We start from the raw sequence: 18622 nt of genomic DNA on the forward strand, positions 1-18622 counted from the left end.
GAGCATTCGGCCAACGACGTATGGCGGCCGCGCAGTAAAAAGTTCTCTCCCTCTCAGGCTGAGGCCTGAAAGCCGCCGCGGCGCAAGGTCAGCACCAAGGTGTCGCGGTGGCCATGCTCGGCCGAGGGCTGGATGGGGGTGGTCTCGTGGATCACGCGTTCGTCGTCCAGCAGCAGCAGGGTCCAGGGCTCGTTCATGGTGAAGCGCTGGCCTTGCGGGCCATGCGCTTCGAACACGCGCGACTCACCGCCCTTGATGCCTTGCCGGTCGATCAGGAAGACCGCCACGAAATCGACGCCGTCACGGTGTGCGCCCTCGGGGGTGGGGCGGCCGATGCCGTCGGTGGTGTCGATACGGAACTGGTGGGCCTCGATGAACCAAGCCTGCTCGCCCTTGAGCCGCGAGGCGATGCCGGCCAGGCCCAGCAGCAGCTGGCGCCAAGCAGGCAGGGCCACGGCGGCCTCGGCCATGGGCTCAAACCAGCGCTCGATGCCGCCGTGCAAGGCGTTGTAGTCCAGCGGTTGCCAGTGTGCGCGGTGTGGCGATTGGATCAGCTGATCGCCCTCTGCGACGAAACAGCCATGGCGGCGGTAGCGGTAGCGGCCGCCGTCACGCAGATAGGCGTCGGTCGGCAGGTCGTTCCAGAAGGGGCTCAGCGCGGCCAGGTCCTGGGCCGAGAGCTGTAGACAGTCCGGCAGGCTGGCGGGGGCCAGCACCGCGGCCCCCTGGCTGCGCAGCTGCGCTTCGAAGTCAGCGGCGGGAACGTAGGGGGGCGTGAACATCGCGGCGGGATCTCAATCGATGCAGGGGTTCAAGATTGCTTGTCGGCTTCTGAGGTGAAGGAATCCGCGTAGAACTCCTCCGCCGGCAGGCCCGCCTTGGCCGTGAAATCGGCGCGTGCCGAGTCGACCATGATGGGCGCGCCGCAGGCATACACCTGGTGGCCGGACAGATCGGGCAGGTCAGCCAGCACCGCCTGGTGGACGAAGCCGCAGCGGCCGGTCCAGCCGTCTTCGGCCTTGGGCTCGGACAGCACCGGCACATAAGTCAGGTTCGGCATCTGGGCCGCGGCCTGCACGGCCCAAGCATGCATATAGAGATCGGCCTTGCTGCGGCAGCCCCAGTAGAGGACGGCCGGGCGGCTCGTGCCCAGGTGCTGCATGCGTTCGATGATGGCCTTGATCGGTGCAAAACCGGTGCCGCTGGCCAGCAGCACGATGGGCTTGTCGCTGTCCTCGCGCAGGAAGAAGCTGCCGAAAGGGCCCTCCATGCGCAGGATGTCTTTTTCCTTCATACCGCTGAAGACATGGTCGGTGAACTTGCCGCCGGGCATGTGGCGGATGTGCAGCTCCACGGAGGCCGGCGTGCCCAGATTGTGCGGCGCGTTGGCCATGGAGTAGCTGCGGCGGGCGCCATCGCGCAGGATGAACTCGACGTACTGGCCGGCGTGGAACTGGAAGTTCTGCGTGGCCGGCAGTTGCAGGCGGATCACCGCCACATCGCCGCTGGGCTGGCTCATGCTCAGCACGCGGCTGGGCAGCTTGAGGACCGGGAACTCGCCGGCGCCGGGCACGGCACGCGCTTCCAGCGTGCAGTCGGTTTGTGGCGTGGCGCAGCAGGTCAGCACCATGCCGGCGGCTTCTTCCTCGGGGGTGAGGGTCTTGGGCTGGTGGGCGCCGTGGATCACGCGGCCTTCCAGCAATTTGCTCTTGCACGAGCCGCAGGCGCCGTCCTTGCAGCCGTAGGGCAGGCCGACGCCGGCGCGGATGGCGGCGCTGAGCATGGTTTCATCGCGTTCCACGGAGAAGACGCGGCCGCTGGGCTGGACGGTGACCTGGAAGTTCATGTTGGATGCGGGAGGTACAAGAGCTGAGGGATGCAAAGCGGCCGGCGGGCCAAAAAGCAAATTCGGCCCGGGAATGCCGGGCCGTACACTGTGCCGCCATTTTGCCTGAGCCGGATCCGATGTCCTTCAGCCTGCCTTCATTGCCCTCGGCCAAGCTCGGCCACCCTGCGCGCCGTCTGGGGCGACCGCGGCTCTTGATCGTGGGTTGTGGCGATGTCGGCATGCGGGTGTTGGGCTTGCTGGGCGGGCGTTGGCAGGTGCGGGCGCTGAGCTCCAGCCCTGAGCGATTTGCCGAGCTGCGCGCGGCCGGCGCCCAGCCGGTGCTGGGTAATCTGGATGACCCGGCATCTTTGGCGAGTCTGGCCGGCTGGGCCGATGCTGTGCTGCATCTGGCGCCGCCGCCGGGCCAAGGTGAGCGCGACCTGCGCACCTTGAATCTCTTGCGCGCGCTGGCCCGGCGCTCCAGGCCGGCGCATCTGGTCTATGCCAGCACCACGGGCGTCTACGGTGATTGCGGCGGCGCGCGCTTCGATGAGTCGCGCCCGGTGGCACCGCGCAGCGATCGGGCGCGTCGGCGGGTCGATGCCGAGCGCTTGCTGCGCGGCTTTGGCCCGACCTTTGGCTGCCGGGTGACGATTCTGCGGGTGCCGGGCATTTACGCCGGCAACCGGGTCGGCGGCCATCCGCGCGAGCGCCTGCAGCGCGGCGCGGCGGTGCTACAGCGCGAAGAGGATGTCTACACCAATCACATCCATGCCGACGATCTCGCGCGGGCCTGCTTGCGCGCGCTCTGGCGTGGCGCGCCGCAGCGGGTGCTCCACGTTTGCGACGACAGCGAGCTCTTGATGGGGGACTACTTCGACCTGGCGGCCGATCTCTGTGGCCTGAGTCGCCCGCCGCGCATCAGTCGCGAAGAGGCGCAGAGCCAGATGTCGGCCATGCAGCTGAGCTTCATGAGCGAATCACGCCGCCTGAGCAACCGCCGGCTGAAGACCGAGCTGGGTTTGAAGCTGCGCTACCCGCGACCCGAGGACGGCCTGCTGGCCTGAGCGCGATTCTTCCGTCAGCGCCGGCGTGCCGTGCGCCAGTAGCGGATCAAGAGGTAGGCGCCCAGCATGCCGCCCAGATGGGCGAAGTGGGCCACGCCGCTGTTGTTGTTCAGGCCCAGCAGCAACTCCAGCGTGCCGAAGATGGCGACGAAGTACTTGGCCTTCATCGGGATGGGTGGGAACAAAGGCACGATGATGCGGTCAGGGAACAGCATGCCAAAGGACAGCAGCAGACCGAACAGCGCGCCCGAGGCCCCCACGGTCGGCGCCATCGATCCCATCAAAAAAGTGACGATCAGCTGCACCAGGGCGGCGCTGATGGTGCTGGCGACCAGGATCTGGGTGTAGCGCTTGGCGCCCCAGACGCGCTCGAGCTCGGAGCCGAACATCCACAGGCCCAGCATATTGAAGAAGAGGTGGAACTCGCCGCCATGCAAGAAGGCGTAGCTCAGGGGCTGCCACGGCATGAAGCGCCCCGACTCCAGAGGCCAGAGTTCGAACGGGACCTGTAGGCCCGGCACCAGATAGAACAAACAGTACAGGCCCACGCAGGCCAGCATGAAGGCTTTGGTAACCGAAGGGATCGGGGGCATGGGCTCGGGGAGGTTTGGGGTGGGCCGGGCAGGGCGCTTCTTACTTCTTTTTCGGCCCCTGCGTCGGGCGAAGTGTAAGCGCAGCGGCCGGGCCCGGCGGCGGTGATCTCGACGTTACGTGCCGCCACAAGTGGGGTGATGCGCGACGTAATTGGCATTCATGGGCGCGGAGACTGCGCTGCATGCTTGCCCGCTTGCCTCGAATGGACGCAAAAAAGCCACCTCTGGGGTGGCTTGATGCGTAGCGTGCTGCAGTGAAACTGCGCAACGCTTTCAGCTCTGATCTATCTGCGACCCTAGTTTTACCTATGGTGCCCGAGGCCGGACTCGAACCGGCACACCTTGCGGCGGGGGATTTTGAGTCCCCTGCGTCTACCGATTCCGCCACCCGGGCCGGGATCGCAGTAGTGTCGCTGCTGAAGCCCACGATTATGCCACGTTTTTAGAGTCGTGCAAAACATGCCCAGCGATTGGCTGCGAGAATATTGCCCATGAGCAGCCCCAATCCCCATCCGCAGCGCAAGCACTACCCCAGCCTGGAAGACCTGATCGGCAACACGCCCCTGGTTCGCCTGCAGCGTTTGCTGACACCTGAACTGGCCGCGCGCGGCAACATCATCCTGGGCAAGCTGGAGGGCAACAACCCGGCCGGCTCCGTCAAAGACCGGCCTGCCATCAGCATGATCCGGCGCGCTGAGGAGCGCGGCGAGGTCAAGCCCGGAGACACCTTGATCGAGGCCACCTCGGGCAACACCGGCATCGCCCTGGCCATGGCCGCAGCGATTCGCGGCTACCGCATGGTGCTGATCATGCCGGAGGACCTGTCCATCGAGCGGGCCCAGACCATGAAGGCCTTCGGTGCCGAGCTGATCCTGACGCCGCGTTCCGGCGGCATGGAATATGCCCGCGACCTGGCCGAGCAGATGCAGCGTGATGGCAAAGGCCGGGTGCTGGACCAGTTCGCCAACGGTGACAACCCGCGCGTGCACTACGAGACCACGGGCCCGGAGATCTGGCGCGACACCGAAGGCCAGATCACCCATTTCGTCAGCGCCATGGGCACGACCGGCACCATCACCGGCACTTCGCGCTACCTGAAAGAGCAGAACCCGGCGGTGCGCATCATCGGCGCCCAGCCCTCTGAGGGTTCGCGCATTCCTGGCATCCGCAAGTGGCCCGAGGCTTATCTGCCCAAGATCTACCGGCCCGAGGCCGTGGACGAGCTGATGCTGGTCAGCCAGGCCGATGCCGAGGACATGGCGCGCCGCCTGGCCAGCCAGGAAGGGTTGTTTGCTGGCATTTCCGCAGCCGGCGCCTGCTGGGTGGCGCTGCAACTGGCCCGCACATTGGAGAACGCGACCATTGTCTTCATCGTTTGCGACCGTGGCGACCGCTATCTGTCCACGGGCGTGTTCCCGGCATGAGTCAGGAAACCGCAGCGCCGTTTCGTTTCTGCCCGCTGTGCGCGGCAGGGCTGGAGATGCGCAGCGAGTTGGAAGACAGCGGCCCGACCACACGGCTGCGCTGCAGCGCCTGCAGCTTCACCCACTGGAACAATCCAACGCCGGTGTTGGCCGCGGTGGTGGAGTGCGTGGACCGCGAGGGTCGGGTCTTGCTGGCCCGCAATGCCGCCTGGACCGAGCGCTTCTTCGGCCTGATCACCGGCTTCATGGAGGCCGGCGAGTCGCCCGAGGCCGGTGTCAGCCGTGAAGTGCTGGAAGAAACCGGTCTACGCGTCGAGGGCTTGAGCCTCTTGGGCGTCTGGGACTTCCAGCGCAAGAACCAACTCATCATTGCCTACCATGTGCAGGTCAGCGGCGAGATCCGGCTCTCGCCCGAGCTGGCGGAGTACAAGCTGATCGCGCCCGAACGCTTGCGCTGCTGGCGCGGTGGCACCGGCCAGGCCCTGGCGACCTGGCTGCGCAGCAAGGGCCTGGAGCCGCAGTGGATGGACTGAGTGGCCTGCAACAGGGGGCAAGCCCGGGTGCAGATCTGCGCCTGGGCAAGGCGCTCGCCACCTAAAATGCAGCGCAAACGAGGATCTCCATGGACGCCCACAAAGAAATCGACACCCGCGGCCTGAACTGCCCCTTGCCCATCCTCAAGGCCAAGAAGGCCCTGGCCGAGATGGAAAGCGGTCAACTGCTCAAGGTGCTGGCCACCGACCCCGGTTCCATGCGCGATTTCCAGGCCTTTGCCCGCCAGACCGGCAATGAGCTGGTGCAGCAAAGCACGCAGGCCGACGAATACATCCACATCCTCAAGCGTCGCTGAATCAGCGCTCAGCTTTGAGCCCCGGCGCGCTGGCTGACGCGCCCTCGAACACCCAGTGCTGGAACAGCGGTCCCAGGTCGCGCTCGCTTTGGGCCTGCATGGCCTTCTGGAAGTCGGCCGCCTGCACGCTGCGCCCGGCATGGCTTTGCGTGTAATGGCGCAGGCCGGCCCAGAAGTCCCGGTCGCCCATGTGTTCGCGCAAGGCCACCATGAAGAGCGCGCCCTTGCTGTAGTGAACGGCGCGCTTGAGGCTCAGGCTGGGGTAGTCGCCCGGCCAGCTCAGGGGTTTGTCGAAGCCGGCATCGCGCGCACGCTGCACGCCTTTCTGGAACAGACCCAGCTCACGTTGGTAGGCCGCCTCTCCCCAGCGATGCTGCTTCCAGGCGGCAGTCATGAAGGTGGTGATGCCTTCATTGAGCCAGAAATCATGCCACTGCGCGCAGCTGAGCAAATTGCCCCACCACTGGTGGGCCAGCTCATGCGCAATCACCCAGTCTTCCTGCGGCGTTTCCAGAATCGGGTCCAGCATGCGGCGGCCGATTAAGGCATAGCTGCTGGCTTCCTGCGCCACGCCACCCGGCAGCAACAGCTGGCTGTAGACGGGCTGTGGCAGGGCCACGCCCGCCTTGTCGCTGAAGAAGGCCAACATGGCAGCACTCGGTGCGAACTTGGCACGCAAGGCTTCCGTGTCGTCGCTGACACCTAGAAAAGCCAGCTCCGGTTGCCCGACAAGCCCTGAATCCATCTGCACGCGGCTGAATCGTCCAGCGGCGAATCCCAGGGTGTAGAGCGGGTAGGGCAGGTCTTGCTGCCAGCGCTGCACGCGGCCCACGGCGGGCAGGCTGCGGCCACTGGCCAGGCTGTCGAAGCCCTCGGGTAAATCGAGGCTGATTTCGATACTCGCGCGGCTGAGGTCCGGGCCCGCGCAAGGCAGCCACTGGCAGCTGTGGAAGGCCGTGTAGACATGCTCCGGGCCGAACACCAGGCCCTCGCCGGCTTGGGCGCGGTAGCGGATGTTCAAGCTCAGTCGTGTCTGCCGGGTCGCATGGGCGGGCAGGTCCACCTGCCATGAGGCTTCGGGCCCATCCAAACGCCGCAGCGGCAAGACCTGACCCTCCAGGCGTACAGCGCTGATGTCCAGCCGGGGCGAGCGCAGCTGCACGGTGTTTTGGGTCTTGGCAAGGGCCGAGCTTTGCTGTGTCAGCTCGATCTGCGCCTCTCCGTCCAGGGTTTGTTGCGCGAAATCAGGCCTCAAACGCAAGGCGTAATGCTGCCCCAGCCAGTCCGCCTGCCCTGTGCTCGCGAGCAGGGCGAGAAAGCTGCCCGCCCAGCACCGGCGCCACTCGCGGCCCCGCTCAGTTGCGCGCATGGGTGACGCGGTACTCGGAAACACCTGGAATCTCCATCACATGGTTGGCAAAGCGGGTCAAAGTTTCGCCACGGAAATTGCGCCGGGCGGTGCAGACAAAGCGCCATTCTTCGCATTGAGCACTGGATTCGATGCTCAGCGAGCCGGGCGCGAAGCGAAAGCCCAGGCGGTCGGCAAACTCGGCCAGCTCGGCCTGCTGAAACAGGCGCCCGGGCTCGCCGCGCAGCATCACGGCAATGGCCGGGTGCGAAGGCAGGGTGCTCTCCAGCTTGGCGCCCCACATCATCAGGCTGGCACAGAGCAGGGTCAGCATGATGGCGGCGAAATAGAAACCCATGGCCACCAAGATGCCGATGGACGAGGCGGCCCAGAGCGAGGCGGCGGTGGTCAGGCCGCTGATGTTCATGCCTTCCCGCATGATCACCCCGGCGCAGAGAAAACCGATGCCGGTGACCACGCCCTGGATCACCCGAGTCGGGTCAGATGAAGGCGGCAGCACGGCGCCGGCCTGCAGGCCCCCGAACCATTGCTGTGGGTAGGCCAGCAGGATGATGACCGCGGCCGAGGCCATGCAGACCAGGGCATAGGTGCGCATGCCCGCTGCGCGGCCATGGTAGGCCCGCTCATAGCCCAGCACCAGGCCCAAGAACATGGCGCCCATCAGGTGCAGCAGCATCAGCACATTGGCTTGCCACTGAGTGGCCGTCCAGTAGCGCAACAGGTGGTCGAGGTCGAGCAAGCTCATCGGTGTTCTCCGCAGTCTGTCACTGAAATGCCAGTCTCCCTGGCGCGATGCTAGTCCTGTGCCCACGGGCTTCGACCAAGAAAAAAAGGCCCCGCAGGACCTTTTTGCTAGCATCGTGGCGCGGCTCAGACAGCCAGCAGCTCCACCTGGAACAGCAGGGTGGCATTGGGCGGGATCACACCGCCGGCGCCGCGCGCGCCATAGCCCAGTTCGGCCGGGATCACCAGCATGCGGGTGCCGCCGACCTTCATGCCTTGCACGCCCTCGTCCCAGCCACGAATCACTTCGCCGCCGGCCAGGTGGAAGCGGAACGGGTCGCCGCGGTCCTTGCTGGAATCGAATTTCTTGCCCTTGTTGCCGTTCTTGTAGAGCCAGCCGGTGTAGTGCACGGTGACGCGCTGGCCGGCCTTGGCCTCGGCGCCCTCGCCGACCACGGTGTCTTCGAACTGCAGTCCGCTGGGCAGGCTGCTCAGCTTCAACTCGATGGCTTCATCACCACCGGCCAGGGCCAGCAGTTCGACTTCAAACATCAAGGTGGCATTGGGCGGAATCACGCCGCCGGCGCCGCGTGCGCCATAGCCCAGCTCGGCCGGGATCACCAGCACGCGCGTGCCGCCAATCTTCATGCCTTGCACGCCTTCGTCCCAGCCGCGGATCACCATGCCGCCGTCCAGCTCGAACTTGAAGGGGTCGCGGCGGTCTTTGCTGGAGTCGAACTTGGCGCCCTTGCTCCAGTTGCCGTCGGCGTCCTTGTTGTAGAGCCAGCCGGTGTAATGGACGGTCACGTCATGGCCGGACTTGGCGACGGCGCCTTCGCCGACCACGGTGTCTTCAAACTGCAGGCCGCTGGGGGTGGTGTTCATGGATGGTTCCTTCAAAAAGCGCAAGTCGCCAGAGGGGGACGAAGAGGCCGGCATCATGCCACCAAAAGCCGCCAAGCTTGTACGGCGCTCGCCAGCCACTCGCCTGAGCTCGTGCCGGGCAAGTCCGGCGGCAGGCCCAGGCTCGTGGCGGCGCTGCGCAGGGCCAGGACGGGATCGTCCAGCTGCAGCGCCGCGGCACCGTTCTGCTTGGACAGCTTCTCGCCATTGGCACCCAGCACCAGTGGCGTGTGCAGATAGCGCGGCGTGGGCAGGGCCAGCAGTTGCTGCAGGCGGATCTGGCGCGGCGTGTTGTCGGCCAGGTCTTCGCCGCGCACCACATCGCTGATGCCTTGCTCGGCATCATCGACCACCACGGCCAGCTGATAGGCCCAGAGCCCGTCGGCGCGGCGCAGCACGAAGTCGCCCACGGCCAGGGTCAGGTCTTGCGTCTGGGAGCCCAGGCGGCGGTCTTGCCAGGTGATCTGAACATGGCTCTCGTCTTGCGGCCCGGTGCTGCTGCGCAGGCGCCAGGCGCGCGGCGCCCGGCCCTGGGCGCCGGCGCGGCAGGTACCGGGGTAGACCAGCTCGCCATGGCGCTCGGGCGCCCCCCCCTGGGCCAGCAGCGCTTCGGCAATCTCCTTGCGCGAGCAGGCGCAGCCGTAAGCCCAGCCCAGCGCTTGCAGGCGCTCCAGCGCGGCTTGGTAGCGCGTGCTGCGCTGCGACTGCCAGAGCGGTGTTTGGTCCGGCAGCAGGCCACAACGGGCCAGCTGAGCCAGGATGACCTGATCAGCGCCCGGCGGGCAGCGCGGGCCGTCCACATCTTCGATGCGGACCAGCCAGTGGCCGCCGTGGGCGCGTGCGTCCAGCCAGCTGGCCAGGGCGGCGACCAGGGATCCGGCATGCAGGGGGCCGGTGGGTGAGGGCGCGAAGCGGCCGGTGTAACCGGGCCGAGCGAGGCTTGCCGGCATCAGAGCAGCAGCCCCTCGTGCTGTTCCAGCAGGGCGCCTCGGGTGGCCGGGCTCTGCAGCTGGCTCAGCCACCAGGCCAGGGCGCGAGCCGGCGGCTGGCCGTTGTCGCGCCAAGCGTAGTGCATGGGCACAACACCCGGCTCCTGATCCCTGATCTTGTGCACCAGGCGGCCGGCCTCGATGTGACGTCGCACCATGGGCGTGGGCAGGGAGCCGCAGCCGAGGCCGCGCATCAGCGCCTCCAGCTTGGCCGCCATCGAAGGCATGGTCAGCACCTCCTGACCCGGCAGCACGCCCACGGTGCGCGGCGCCAGGCTGCGCGCCGTGTCGGCCACGGCGATGATGCGGTGCTGGGCGATCTGCGCCGCCGTCAGCGGCGTGGAGGCTGAAGCCAGGGCATGGTGAGGCGCGACGCAGAGAATCATCTCCATATTGCCGAGCAGCTCGCATTTGAAGCCGGCGCTGGGCGGCTGGGTCGAGGTGCCGATGGCCAAGTCGGCTTGGCCCGACATCAGTGCCTCCCAGGTGCCCACCATCACTTCCACGCGCAGCTTGAGACGGGTCGGCGGCGCCTGGCCGGCCTCGTCGCGCAGCTGATAAAAAGCTTCCATGAGGTCAAAGATGGCGCGCCGGGCGATGGCATCGTCGACGGCAATCGTCAGCTCGCTTTCCCAGCCGGTGGCAATGCGGCGCACGCGATTGGCCACGGCATCCATTTCCTGCAGCAGGCGCCGGCCTTCGAGCAGCAGCTCCTGGCCGGCGGCGGTCAGCTCGGCCTGGCGACTGCGGCGGTCGAAGAGCAGCACGTCGAGCGCTTCTTCGAGTTGGCGCACGCTGTAGGTCAGGGCCGAGGGCACGCGGCCCATTTCCCGGGCCGCGGCGGCGAAGCTGCCGGTGCGGGCGATGGTGTCCATCATGGACAGAGCCTCGGGGGTCAGGGCGCGGCGTTTGTCGAGGTGTTGGGGCATGGCTTCATCTTATTTGAATGATGGCTTCAAGCGGCCAGCGCCAAGCGCAGGAGCAAGGCTTCTACAGTTCATCCATGCCGCGCCGATGGCGCGCTCAAACAGGAGATGGACATGCTGGAACTGATCAAATCGTCTGAACGTGGCTTTGCCGATCACGGCTGGCTGAAGTCTTTCCACAGCTTCTCTTTCGCCGATTACCACGACCCGCGCCGCATGGGCTTTGGCGATCTGCGCGTGATCAACGAAGACCGCATTGCGGCCGGCACCGGCTTCGGTACCCACGGTCACCGCGACATGGAAATCATCAGCTATGTGCTAGAGGGCGAGCTGGCCCACCAGGACAGCATGGGCAATGGCGCGGCCGGTGGCGGCGGCCACGACGGCGTGATCCGCCCCGGCGATGTGCAGCGCATGAGTGCCGGCAGTGGCGTGCGCCACAGCGAGTTCAACCATGCCGAGGGTCAGACCACGCACTTCCTGCAGATCTGGATCCAGCCCAATCAGCGTGGCGTGCAGCCGAGTTACGAGCAGCGGCACTTTGCGTCTGCAGAAAAGCGTGGCCGCCTGCGTCTGGTGGCCTCGGGCGAAGCCGGCGCGGATGCTGTCTACATCCATGCCGATGCCAAGCTCTACGCGGGCTTGTTGGACGGCGCCGAGCAGGCGGAGCTGCCGCTGGCGGCCGGACGCATTGCCTATGTGCACCTGGTGCGCGGCAGCTTGGTGGTCAATGGACAGGCCCTGCAAGGCGGCGATGCCCTGCAGCTGCGCGGTGAAAGTGCCGTGCGACTGGAGGCTGGACAGGATGCCGAGGTGTTGGTGTTTGATCTGATTGCCTGAGTATTTCCTGCGATCGGCTGGAGCCACTGCCCCTACAGTTGAGGCCATGACAAGTTTGTTTTCCGCCCTTTCTTTGCTGCCACTGTTGGACTGGGCGGCGCTGCTGCTGTTTTTTGGTGCCTGGGTTGGTTACGCGGTGTTCGCCCGGCGCCAGTCTCAGTTCAGCGGCTCCTTGCTGGCCGCAACCAACCGTGAGCGCACGCGCTGGATGATGCAGGTCACTTACCGCGAGGTCCGTGTGATCGATGGGGTGGTGGTGCAGAACTTGTCCACCAGCCCGTCCTTCTTTGCCTCGACCACCATCCTGATCATCGGTGGCTTGCTGGCCGTGCTGGGCGCGGGCGACAAGGCCACCGAGTTGGTGCGCGATCTGCCCTTTGCCGCCCGCACATCGAACCTGGTGTTCGAGATGAAGCTGGTGCTGCTGACGGCGATTTTTGTCTACGCTTTCTTCCGCTTCACCTGGAGCATGCGCCAGTACACCTTTGGCGCTTTGCTGGTGGGCTCGGCGCCGGCCGCCGAGCAGTTCGAGAGCGGCGAGCTCTCGCGTGAAGCCTTTGCCAAGCGCGCCGGCCGCGTCATGGGCCTGGCGGCCGAAACCTTCAACGACGGTCTGCGCGCCTACTACCTGAGCTTCGCCGCCATCGCCTGGTTCTTCTCGCCGCTGGCCTTGATGGGTTCGACGCTGGGCGTGATCTATGTGCTCTACCAGCGCGAGTTCCACTCGGACGTGCTGGAAGTCCTGCGCGACGAGTAAGTACCAGGCGCCGGAGCGCCCCGGGCTTAGCTACTTACTTCAAGCCGCCGCTGAGGAACTGCTGCAGGCGCGGGCTGTTGGGCTTGCTCAGCACCTCGCGCGGATGGCCCTCTTCCTCGACCTTGCCCTGGTGCAGGAACAAGGTGTAGTTGGACACTTCGCGGGCAAAACCCATCTCGTGGGTGACGACAATCATGGTGCGCCCTTCGGCCGCCAGGTCGCGCATGACCTTGAGCACCTCGCCGACCAGCTCGGGGTCCAAGGCCGAGGTGGGCTCGTCGAACAGCATCACCTCGGGCTCGACCGCCAAGGCGCGGGCGATGGCCACGCGTTGCTGTTCGCCGCCCGAGAGCTGGGCCGGGTAGACATCCTTGCGGTGCGAGACGCCGACGCGGGCCAGCAAGGCCTCGGCCTTGGCAATCGCCTCGGCCTTGGGCACGCCCAGCACATGGACGGGTGCTTCGATCACGTTCTCCAGCACCGTGCGGTGGGCCCAGAGGTTGAAGTTCTGGAACACCATGGCCAGGCGCGCGCGCCAGAGCTGCAGCTGCTTGGCATCGGCCGCCTTGAGGCTGCCGTCGCGGTCGCGCACCAGCTTGAGCTCTTCACCGCGCAGGGACAGTCGGCCCTCATAGGGTTGTTCCAGCAGGTTCAGGCAGCGCAGAAAGGTGCTCTTGCCGGAGCCTGAGGACCCAATCAGGGTGATCACATCGCCCTTCTTGGCGGACAGGGACACGCCCTTCAGCACCTCACGTTCGCCGTAGCGCTTGTGCAGGTTCTCGACGATCAGGCTGGCGGGCTGGGTTTCTGGCACGGTGGACATCTCGGACAGCTTCTTGGTTTTCTTATCTTCGAACTCAGGCGCCCAGCAGCTTGCCGGTGCGCAAGGCCTGCAGGCCGGCCACTTTGCCGACCTTCATACCGGCCGGTGCGAAGCGCACGAAGTCGCGCGCGAAGAACAGGCCATCGACGGGGCTTCTGAGCTCGGTCACGGCATTGCTGATCGGGTCGATCACATGGGCCAGCACATCGCCAGCCGCCACGGTCTCGCCGGGCTGGCGCAGAAAGGTCAGCACGCCGGCCACCGGTGCCTTGATCGGCATGCAGCCGGCCAGTGGGCGGGCGTCGCCGACGGCCTCGGGCAAGGCCGGCGCCTCACCGCTGATCAGGCCGCGGTAGATCAAGAAGTCGATGATGTTCTGGGCATCGGCCTCGGCCAGCGCGTGTTCGACATCGGCGGCGCCGCGCAACTCGACCGTCACGGACATGCAAGCTTGCTGGATCGGGAACTTGCCTTCGAAGCGCTTGGCCCATTTCCACCAGGTCTGCGAGCAAGCCTCGTCGAAGGGCGAGTCGCCGCTTTCCTGGGCCAGCAGGGTGACCCGTGAGCCGATGAAACGAGCCAGCACCTCGCACTCGGGCCAGCAAGGCGTCTCGGTGTAGAGGTGCATCACGGCCTGGGCATCGCAGTGCAGGTCGAGCACGATGTCGGCATCGCAGCTCAGGCTCATCAGGGTGCGACGCAGGGCTTGCAGCTCCGTGTCCACCGGGGCAGCGGCCACGGCCTTTTTCAGCTCGCGACGCAGCACGCGGGTGTTGTGGTCGGCGTCCTGGTTCAACTCGCCTTCCGCGGCAAGGGCCGTGGCCTCGATCTGGTCGGGGTAGTGGCGGTTGAAGTTCTCACCCGTCGTGGTCTCGAAGCGGCCCATGTGCATGTACAGCATTTGCTGCGACAGGCCGATCGGGTTGGCCATGGGCACCAGGATCACTTCGCCCGTGACGCGCCCGGCGGCTTGCAGGGCATCGAGCTTCTTGCGCAGGTGGTGGGCCACCAGCATGCCGGGCAGCTCATCGGCATGGAGCGAGGCCTGGATGTAGGCCTTCTGGCCGATGCGCTCGCCGGCCGGCTGGCCGTAGTGCAGCGAGATCAGCTCGCGCTGCGTGCCCGGGGCCGGGGAAATCAGGGGATGGGTCTGGATCTGCATGGGAGGACAGTGTCGGGTTCGGGTTTCAGCGTGGCATCAAGGGCTTGAGCCAGCGTGCCTCGGCCTTGTGGAACAGGGCCACCAGGCTCAAGGTCATCAGGAAGTAGAAGACCGCGGCGGTGATGAAGGCCTCGAAGGGGATGTAGTAGGTCGAGTTGACTTGGCGCGCGGCGCCGGTCAGGTCCATGATGGTGACGATGCTGGCCAGCGAGGTGCCGTGCAGCATGAAGATCGCTTCATTGCTGTAGGCCGGCAGCGAGCGGCGCAGGGCCGAGGGCAGGACGATGCGGCGGAACATCACCCAGCGGCTCATGCCCAGGGACTTGGCGGCTTCGATCTCGCCGGCGGGCAAGGCACGGATGCTGCCGGCAATGATTTCGGTGGTGTAGGCGCCGGTGTTGAGCACAAAGCTCAGGCAGGCGCAAAACCAGGCCGAGCTCAGCCAGGGCCAGGCAAAGCTCTCGCGCACCGCCTCGAACTGGGCCAGGCCGTAATAGATCAGAAACAGCTGCACCAGCATGGGGGTGCCGCGGAACACATAGGTGTAGACCCAGATCACGCGCGAGATCCAGCTGCCGCGCAGGCTTCGCAGCACGCCCAGGGGCACGGCGATCAGCAGGCCCAGCAGCAGTGAAATCACCAGCAGTTCAAAGGTGGCCAGGGCACCACTCAAATACAGCGGCAGGTTTTCTTGAATCGCTTCCAGGTTCACAGCGTCCCCTTGCGCACACCGATGGAGAATCGCTTTTCCAGCCAGTTGAAGATCAGCTCCGACACGCTGGTGAAACTCAGGTAGATCAGGGCCACGGCCAGGTAGAAGACGAAGGGCTCGCGGGTCGAGCCGGCGGCCTGCTGGCCGCGCGTCATCAGGTCGGACAGGCCGATCACCGAGACGATGGCGGTGCTCTTGATCAGCACCAGCCAGTTGTTGGACAGGCCCGGCAGGGCATGGCGGAACATCTGCGGCAGGGTGATGCGCCAGGCAATCTGCCAGCCGCTCAGGCCAAAGGCCAGGCCGGCCTCGCGCTGCCCCGGTGGCACGGCCAGAAAGGCGCCGCGGAAGGCCTCGGTCAGGTAGGCACCGAAGATGAAGCCGATGGTCAGCACCCCGGCGACATAGGGGTTGATGTCGATGTATTCCTCATGGCCCAGCCTGAGGGCGATCTCGTTCACTGCCACCTGGCCGCCATAGAAGATCAGCAGCATCAGCACCAGATCGGGCACGCCGCGGATCAGCGTGGTGTACAGGTAGGCCAGACCGCGTGCGAAGCGGAACTTGGAGAGCTTGGCGATGGCGCCCAGCAAACCCAGGGCCATGGCCATCGCCAAAGAGGCCAGGGCCACGCTCAGCGTGACCCCGGCTCCCTCCAGCAGGCTGTTCAGAAAGCCATGCAGGAACATCGAAAACTTCGCTTCTACTACTTACTTACTTCTTGGGGGCGATGTCGTACGCGAAGTACTTGTCGTTCAGCTTCTTGAAGGTGCCGTTGGCGGCGACCGCAGCAATCGCGTCATTGAACTTCTTGCCCAGTGAGGCGGCATCGGCCTTGCGCATACCCACGCCGGAGCCCACACCGAAGTACTTGACATCGTCATAGCTCGGGCCGACGAAGGCGAAACCCTTGCCTTCGGGCTTGGCCAGGAAGCCTTGGTCGATGGCGACCAGGTCAGCCAGGGTCAGGTCGATGCGGCCCGACTTCAGGTCCAGGAAGGCCTGATCCTGGGTGGCGTAGCGCACGATCTGGCTTTGCTTGAAGGTGGCGTCCACGAATTTTTCATGGATGGTGGCGCGCTGCACGCCGATTTTCTTGCCCTTGAGGCCAGCCGGCGAGACGTCCAGCTTGGCATCGGCCTTGGCGGCAAAGCGGGCCGGGGTGTTGTAGTAGGCATTGGAGAAGGCGATGGCCTTCTTGCGCTCGTCGGTGATGGAGACGGAGGCGATGATGGCGTCGACCTTGCGCGCTTGCAGGGCCGGGATCAGACCGTCAAAGTCCTGCTGCACCAAGGTGCACTCGGCCTTGATTTCGGCGCAATAGGCCATGGCCAGGTCGATCTCGAAGCCCTTGAGCTTGCCATCGGCACCAACTTCGGAGAAGGGCGGGTAGGCGCCTTCCACACCGATGCGGATCTTTTTCCATTCCGGGGCTTGAGCCTGGGCGGCGAAAGAACCGCAAGCCAGGGCGACAAAGGTGCTCAGGACAATCAGATGACGTTTTTGCATGGCCTCTCCAGAGGGGTCAAAAAAGGAAGGGTTGATCTTGCATTGCTTCGCAGCACTTGCTACCTAGGGTTTGAGCGTATGCAAGAACTCGAGCACCGGCTTTAGCGAGGCGGCGGGGTCTTCTTCCTGCGGAACATGGCCCAAACCGGGCAGCATCACCAGGCGGCTGCCGGCGATGTCGCGCGCAAAGGCCTGCGCGTCGCTCGGAGGCAGCAGGCGGTCACGTTCGCCCCAGAGAATCAGGGTGGGTTGACGCAGGGATTGGATCTTGGCGGCCTGCTCGCCGCCGCGCCACTGGTCCAGGCGCTGGCGCAGTGCTGTGCGATTGCCGGCCCGCAGCGTCAGCTCGAAGTAACGATCCACCAGCGCAGTGTTGACGAGATTCGGGTTGCCGTAGACCTGGCGGACGCTGTACTCGACCAGCTTGCGTGGCAGCACATGCTCGCTCAGCGGTCCGATCAAGGGCAGGCGGCTCGCCTGCCAGGCCAGCGGCACCTCTTGCGGTGCGAAGGGGTAGCCGGCGGCATCGACCAGGATCAGGGCCTGCACCCGCTCGGGCGCTCGCACGGCGTATTGCCAAGCGATCTGCCCGCCCAGGGAGTTGCCGCCGAGGATGACACGCTCCAGCTTCAGATGATCGAGCAGGGCGGCCATGAAATCGAGGTACGCCTCGTCGCGGTAGTCGGCCGTGGGACTGGGGCCGCTGAGGCCGAAGCCGGGCAGATCGACGCTGATGACTCGGCGCTGGGCCGCCAGAGTCTTCACCCAGCCTTCCCAGGTGTGCAGGCTGCTGCTGGTGCCGTGCAGCAGGAGCACAGGCACGGAGTCGCCGGCCGGGCCCTGGTCACGTATGTGGATGGGCTGACCGCGCAGTTCGATGAAGTCCGAGGGCGGCGGTGCCCATTGCGGCACCAGGCTTTCCAGGCTGCGGTCCGGGGCCTTGCTGGCGCCGAACAGCAGCGCCGCGATGAACAGCAGCGCGCCGAATACACGCAGCGACCAAGCGGCCAGCTTGTGCCCCATGGTTCGCCCGCCGTCGGCGTCCTCCTTGAGAGGCCGGCGGCTCATCGTGGCGCCGCGGCGCGGTGGGCCTCGCTGGCCGGGCGCTGGATTTCGGTGGCCGGCTCCAGCGCGGCGCCCAAGGCCTCGCGCTGGTCGAATACAAAGCAACTGCCCTGGTAATGCGGGCCGCCGGTCTCTTCGAAATACTTGAGGATGCCGCCTTCGAGCTGATAGACCGGGCCGTCCAGATTCTGCTGCTGCAGATAGATGGCCGCCTTTTCACAGCGGATGCCGCCGGTGCAGAAGCTCACCACGGTCTTGCCCAGCAACTCTTCGCGATGGGCCTGTACGGCCTCGGGAAACTCGCTGAACTTGTGGATGCGCCAATCGATGGCACCTTCAAAGGTGCCGTAGTCGACCTCGAAAGCATTGCGTGTGTCCAGGGTCACCACCGGCCTGCCTTCGTCGTCATGGCCTTGGTCCAGCCAGCGGGCCAGAGTCGCGGCGGGCAGGGCCGGGGCGCGCGCCTGCTGGTCGGGGCGTATGGTCGGGTGGTTCATGCGGATGATTTCCGGCTTCACCTTGACCAGCAGCTTCTTGAAGGGCACGGCCTCGCTCCAGCTTTCCTTGGGCGTCAGGTCGGCAAAGCGCGCATCCTGGCGCAAGGCGTCCACCCAGGCCATCACCGCCTCGCCGGGGCCGGCCAGAAACAGATTGATGCCTTCTTCCGCCAGCAGCACCGTGCCCTTGAGCTCCAGGGCCAGGGCGCGCTCGTGCAGTAGGTCGCGCAGCGCTGCGCAGTCCGGCAGCGGCACGAACTTGTAGGAAGAAATATTGAGAACGGGCAGGGCGTTGGCGTTCGGCATGGTCGGGCGAATTGTAGGCAGTCAGGTCGGCGTGGCCGGTGTTCCAATGTGCAGATGGACACCCTGCAGAATATCGAGACCCGCCTGGTCGATCTGGAAATCAAGGCTTCGTTCACCGAAGACCTGGTGGAACAGCTGAATCAGATCATCGTTCGCCAGCAGCAGCAGCTCGACGCCTTGACGCGGGAACTGCTGGCCTTGCGTGAGCGGCCGGCTGCCGAAGCGAGCGGGCCGGGCTTTCGCAGCCTGCGCGACGAATTGCCGCCTCACTACTGAGGC

Annotated in this window: 22 protein-coding genes, 1 tRNA gene and 1 pseudogene; 7 read left to right on the forward strand and 17 right to left on the reverse strand. The window is 65.8% G+C overall.

Annotation, left to right across the window (positions count from 1 at the left end; translation table 11 throughout):
- Positions 1–53: 53 nt before the first annotated feature.
- Together LNV23_RS11320 and LNV23_RS11325 are read right to left on the reverse strand one after the other, a co-directional pair.
- Positions 54–782, reverse strand: a complete 729-nt coding sequence (locus LNV23_RS11320; RefSeq protein ID WP_263563077.1) for a 2OG-Fe dioxygenase family protein — start codon at positions 780–782, stop codon at positions 54–56.
- A gap of 29 nt (positions 783–811) precedes the next feature.
- Positions 812–1846 (reverse strand): CDP-6-deoxy-delta-3,4-glucoseen reductase, encoded by a 1035-nt coding sequence (locus LNV23_RS11325; RefSeq protein WP_263563078.1) that lies wholly within the window; start codon positions 1844–1846, stop codon positions 812–814.
- A 119-nt stretch (positions 1847–1965) separates the two neighbouring features.
- On the opposite strand from LNV23_RS11325, the gene LNV23_RS11330 reads away from it, so the two are divergent.
- Positions 1966–2895, forward strand: a complete 930-nt coding sequence (locus LNV23_RS11330; protein ID WP_263563079.1) for an SDR family oxidoreductase — start codon at positions 1966–1968, stop codon at positions 2893–2895.
- 14 nt (positions 2896–2909) lie between these two features.
- Here LNV23_RS11330 and LNV23_RS11335 read toward each other — a convergent pair whose 3' ends face one another.
- Together LNV23_RS11335 and LNV23_RS11340 are read right to left on the reverse strand one after the other, a co-directional pair.
- Entirely contained in the window at positions 2910–3488 is a 579-nt protein-coding gene (locus tag LNV23_RS11335; protein ID WP_263520429.1) for a rhomboid family intramembrane serine protease, read from the reverse strand.
- A gap of 309 nt (positions 3489–3797) precedes the next feature.
- Positions 3798–3882 (reverse strand) — tRNA-Leu (locus LNV23_RS11340).
- Between the two features lie 97 nt (positions 3883–3979).
- On the opposite strand from LNV23_RS11340, the gene cysM reads away from it, so the two are divergent.
- The 3 genes from cysM to LNV23_RS11355 all read left to right on the forward strand — a co-directional run bounded on the left by cysM (position 3980) and on the right by LNV23_RS11355 (position 5762).
- Positions 3980–4912: a cysteine synthase CysM gene (gene cysM / locus LNV23_RS11345; protein WP_263563080.1), complete on the forward strand. Its 933-nt coding sequence runs from the start codon at positions 3980–3982 to the stop codon at positions 4910–4912.
- Entirely contained in the window at positions 4909–5445 is a 537-nt protein-coding gene (locus tag LNV23_RS11350) for an NUDIX domain-containing protein (protein WP_263563081.1), read from the forward strand. The genes cysM and LNV23_RS11350 overlap by 4 nt, the downstream gene beginning before the upstream one ends.
- 89 nt (positions 5446–5534) lie before the next feature.
- Positions 5535–5762, forward strand: coding sequence for a sulfurtransferase TusA family protein (locus LNV23_RS11355; protein WP_263563082.1), 228 nt, complete (start codon positions 5535–5537; stop codon positions 5760–5762).
- 1 nt (position 5763) lies between these two features.
- Here the strand turns inward: LNV23_RS11355 and LNV23_RS11360 are convergent, their stop codons facing one another.
- From LNV23_RS11360 to LNV23_RS11385, 6 genes and pseudogenes are all read right to left on the reverse strand, one after another.
- Entirely contained in the window at positions 5764–7131 is a 1368-nt protein-coding gene (locus LNV23_RS11360) for a M1 family aminopeptidase (RefSeq protein ID WP_263563083.1), read from the reverse strand.
- A complete protein-coding gene (locus LNV23_RS11365) occupies positions 7118–7876 on the reverse strand; it encodes an MgtC/SapB family protein (protein WP_263563084.1) in 759 nt (252 codons plus the stop codon). Before LNV23_RS11365 ends, LNV23_RS11360 begins: the two co-directional genes overlap by 14 nt.
- A 125-nt stretch (positions 7877–8001) precedes the next feature.
- A complete protein-coding gene (locus LNV23_RS11370) occupies positions 8002–8349 on the reverse strand; it encodes an FKBP-type peptidyl-prolyl cis-trans isomerase (RefSeq protein WP_263563148.1) in 348 nt (115 codons plus the stop codon).
- Positions 8350–8379: 30 nt separating this feature from the next.
- Positions 8380–8739: pseudogene (locus LNV23_RS11375) on the reverse strand (FKBP-type peptidyl-prolyl cis-trans isomerase); the annotation flags it as partial.
- Positions 8740–8792: 53 nt separating this feature from the next.
- Positions 8793–9707 carry a tRNA glutamyl-Q(34) synthetase GluQRS gene (gene gluQRS, locus LNV23_RS11380; protein WP_263563085.1) on the reverse strand — a complete coding sequence of 305 codons (915 nt, stop codon included), beginning with the start codon at positions 9705–9707 and terminating at the stop codon, positions 8793–8795.
- Positions 9707–10675, reverse strand: coding sequence for a LysR family transcriptional regulator (locus LNV23_RS11385; protein WP_263563086.1), 969 nt, complete (start codon positions 10673–10675; stop codon positions 9707–9709). Before LNV23_RS11385 ends, gluQRS begins: the two co-directional genes overlap by 1 nt.
- 111 nt (positions 10676–10786) lie before the next feature.
- On the opposite strand from LNV23_RS11385, the gene LNV23_RS11390 reads away from it, so the two are divergent.
- Entirely contained in the window at positions 10787–11512 is a 726-nt protein-coding gene (locus tag LNV23_RS11390; RefSeq protein ID WP_263563087.1) for a pirin family protein, read from the forward strand.
- Positions 11513–11558: 46 nt separating this feature from the next.
- Complete coding sequence (locus LNV23_RS11395; RefSeq protein WP_263563088.1) at positions 11559–12269, forward strand: DUF599 domain-containing protein; 711 nt, start codon at positions 11559–11561, stop codon at positions 12267–12269.
- 34 nt (positions 12270–12303) lie between these two features.
- Here the strand turns inward: LNV23_RS11395 and LNV23_RS11400 are convergent, their stop codons facing one another.
- The 7 genes from LNV23_RS11400 to LNV23_RS11430 all read right to left on the reverse strand — a co-directional run bounded on the left by LNV23_RS11400 (position 12304) and on the right by LNV23_RS11430 (position 18343).
- Entirely contained in the window at positions 12304–13092 is a 789-nt protein-coding gene (locus LNV23_RS11400; RefSeq protein ID WP_263520437.1) for an ABC transporter ATP-binding protein, read from the reverse strand.
- Positions 13093–13126: 34 nt separating this feature from the next.
- The gene (locus tag LNV23_RS11405) at positions 13127–14254 is read right to left on the reverse strand and encodes a succinylglutamate desuccinylase/aspartoacylase family protein (RefSeq protein ID WP_263563089.1); all 1128 of its coding nucleotides are present in this window, start codon (positions 14252–14254) and stop codon (positions 13127–13129) included.
- 25 nt (positions 14255–14279) lie between these two features.
- Entirely contained in the window at positions 14280–14966 is a 687-nt protein-coding gene (locus tag LNV23_RS11410) for an ABC transporter permease (RefSeq protein ID WP_263520439.1), read from the reverse strand.
- Positions 14963–15655, reverse strand: a complete 693-nt coding sequence (locus LNV23_RS11415; RefSeq protein ID WP_263563090.1) for an ABC transporter permease — start codon at positions 15653–15655, stop codon at positions 14963–14965. Before LNV23_RS11415 ends, LNV23_RS11410 begins: the two co-directional genes overlap by 4 nt.
- A 25-nt stretch (positions 15656–15680) precedes the next feature.
- Positions 15681–16475 (reverse strand): ABC transporter substrate-binding protein, encoded by a 795-nt coding sequence (locus LNV23_RS11420; protein ID WP_263563091.1) that lies wholly within the window; start codon positions 16473–16475, stop codon positions 15681–15683.
- 63 nt (positions 16476–16538) lie between these two features.
- Positions 16539–17543 (reverse strand): alpha/beta fold hydrolase, encoded by a 1005-nt coding sequence (locus tag LNV23_RS11425; RefSeq protein ID WP_263563092.1) that lies wholly within the window; start codon positions 17541–17543, stop codon positions 16539–16541.
- Complete coding sequence (locus LNV23_RS11430) at positions 17540–18343, reverse strand: sulfurtransferase (RefSeq protein ID WP_263520443.1); 804 nt, start codon at positions 18341–18343, stop codon at positions 17540–17542. The genes LNV23_RS11425 and LNV23_RS11430 overlap by 4 nt, the downstream gene beginning before the upstream one ends.
- A gap of 54 nt (positions 18344–18397) precedes the next feature.
- On the opposite strand from LNV23_RS11430, the gene LNV23_RS11435 reads away from it, so the two are divergent.
- On the forward strand, positions 18398–18619 hold the full coding sequence (locus LNV23_RS11435) for a SlyX family protein (RefSeq protein WP_263563093.1): 222 nt from the start codon (positions 18398–18400) through the stop codon (positions 18617–18619).
- Positions 18620–18622: the final 3 nt, after the last annotated feature.

This window comes from Kinneretia sp. DJ1R-11 (assembly GCF_025717595.1).
In the GTDB taxonomy this organism is placed as follows: Bacteria; Pseudomonadota; Gammaproteobacteria; order Burkholderiales; family Burkholderiaceae_C; genus Paucibacter_A.

Bases quoted from the DNA above. Each gene is read 5' to 3' on its own strand.
- LNV23_RS11320 (WP_263563077.1), bottom strand. From the start codon at position 782: ATGTTCACGCCCCCCTACGTTCCCGCCGCTGACTTCGAAGCGCAGCTG.
- LNV23_RS11325 (WP_263563078.1), bottom strand. From the start codon at position 1,846: ATGAACTTCCAGGTCACCGTCCAGCCCAGCGGCCGCGTCTTCTCCGTG.
- LNV23_RS11330 (WP_263563079.1), top strand. From the start codon at position 1,966: ATGTCCTTCAGCCTGCCTTCATTGCCCTCGGCCAAGCTCGGCCACCCT.
- LNV23_RS11335 (WP_263520429.1), bottom strand. From the start codon at position 3,488: ATGCCCCCGATCCCTTCGGTTACCAAAGCCTTCATGCTGGCCTGCGTG.
- cysM (WP_263563080.1), top strand. From the start codon at position 3,980: ATGAGCAGCCCCAATCCCCATCCGCAGCGCAAGCACTACCCCAGCCTG.
- LNV23_RS11350 (WP_263563081.1), top strand. From the start codon at position 4,909: ATGAGTCAGGAAACCGCAGCGCCGTTTCGTTTCTGCCCGCTGTGCGCG.
- LNV23_RS11355 (WP_263563082.1), top strand. From the start codon at position 5,535: ATGGACGCCCACAAAGAAATCGACACCCGCGGCCTGAACTGCCCCTTG.
- LNV23_RS11360 (WP_263563083.1), bottom strand. From the start codon at position 7,131: ATGCGCGCAACTGAGCGGGGCCGCGAGTGGCGCCGGTGCTGGGCGGGC.
- LNV23_RS11365 (WP_263563084.1), bottom strand. From the start codon at position 7,876: ATGAGCTTGCTCGACCTCGACCACCTGTTGCGCTACTGGACGGCCACT.
- gluQRS (WP_263563085.1), bottom strand. From the start codon at position 9,707: ATGCCGGCAAGCCTCGCTCGGCCCGGTTACACCGGCCGCTTCGCGCCC.
- LNV23_RS11385 (WP_263563086.1), bottom strand. From the start codon at position 10,675: ATGCCCCAACACCTCGACAAACGCCGCGCCCTGACCCCCGAGGCTCTG.
- LNV23_RS11390 (WP_263563087.1), top strand. From the start codon at position 10,787: ATGCTGGAACTGATCAAATCGTCTGAACGTGGCTTTGCCGATCACGGC.
- LNV23_RS11395 (WP_263563088.1), top strand. From the start codon at position 11,559: ATGACAAGTTTGTTTTCCGCCCTTTCTTTGCTGCCACTGTTGGACTGG.
- LNV23_RS11400 (WP_263520437.1), bottom strand. From the start codon at position 13,092: ATGTCCACCGTGCCAGAAACCCAGCCCGCCAGCCTGATCGTCGAGAAC.
- LNV23_RS11405 (WP_263563089.1), bottom strand. From the start codon at position 14,254: ATGCAGATCCAGACCCATCCCCTGATTTCCCCGGCCCCGGGCACGCAG.
- LNV23_RS11415 (WP_263563090.1), bottom strand. From the start codon at position 15,655: ATGTTCCTGCATGGCTTTCTGAACAGCCTGCTGGAGGGAGCCGGGGTC.
- LNV23_RS11420 (WP_263563091.1), bottom strand. From the start codon at position 16,475: ATGCAAAAACGTCATCTGATTGTCCTGAGCACCTTTGTCGCCCTGGCT.
- LNV23_RS11425 (WP_263563092.1), bottom strand. From the start codon at position 17,543: ATGAGCCGCCGGCCTCTCAAGGAGGACGCCGACGGCGGGCGAACCATG.
- LNV23_RS11430 (WP_263520443.1), bottom strand. From the start codon at position 18,343: ATGCCGAACGCCAACGCCCTGCCCGTTCTCAATATTTCTTCCTACAAG.
- LNV23_RS11435 (WP_263563093.1), top strand. From the start codon at position 18,398: ATGGACACCCTGCAGAATATCGAGACCCGCCTGGTCGATCTGGAAATC.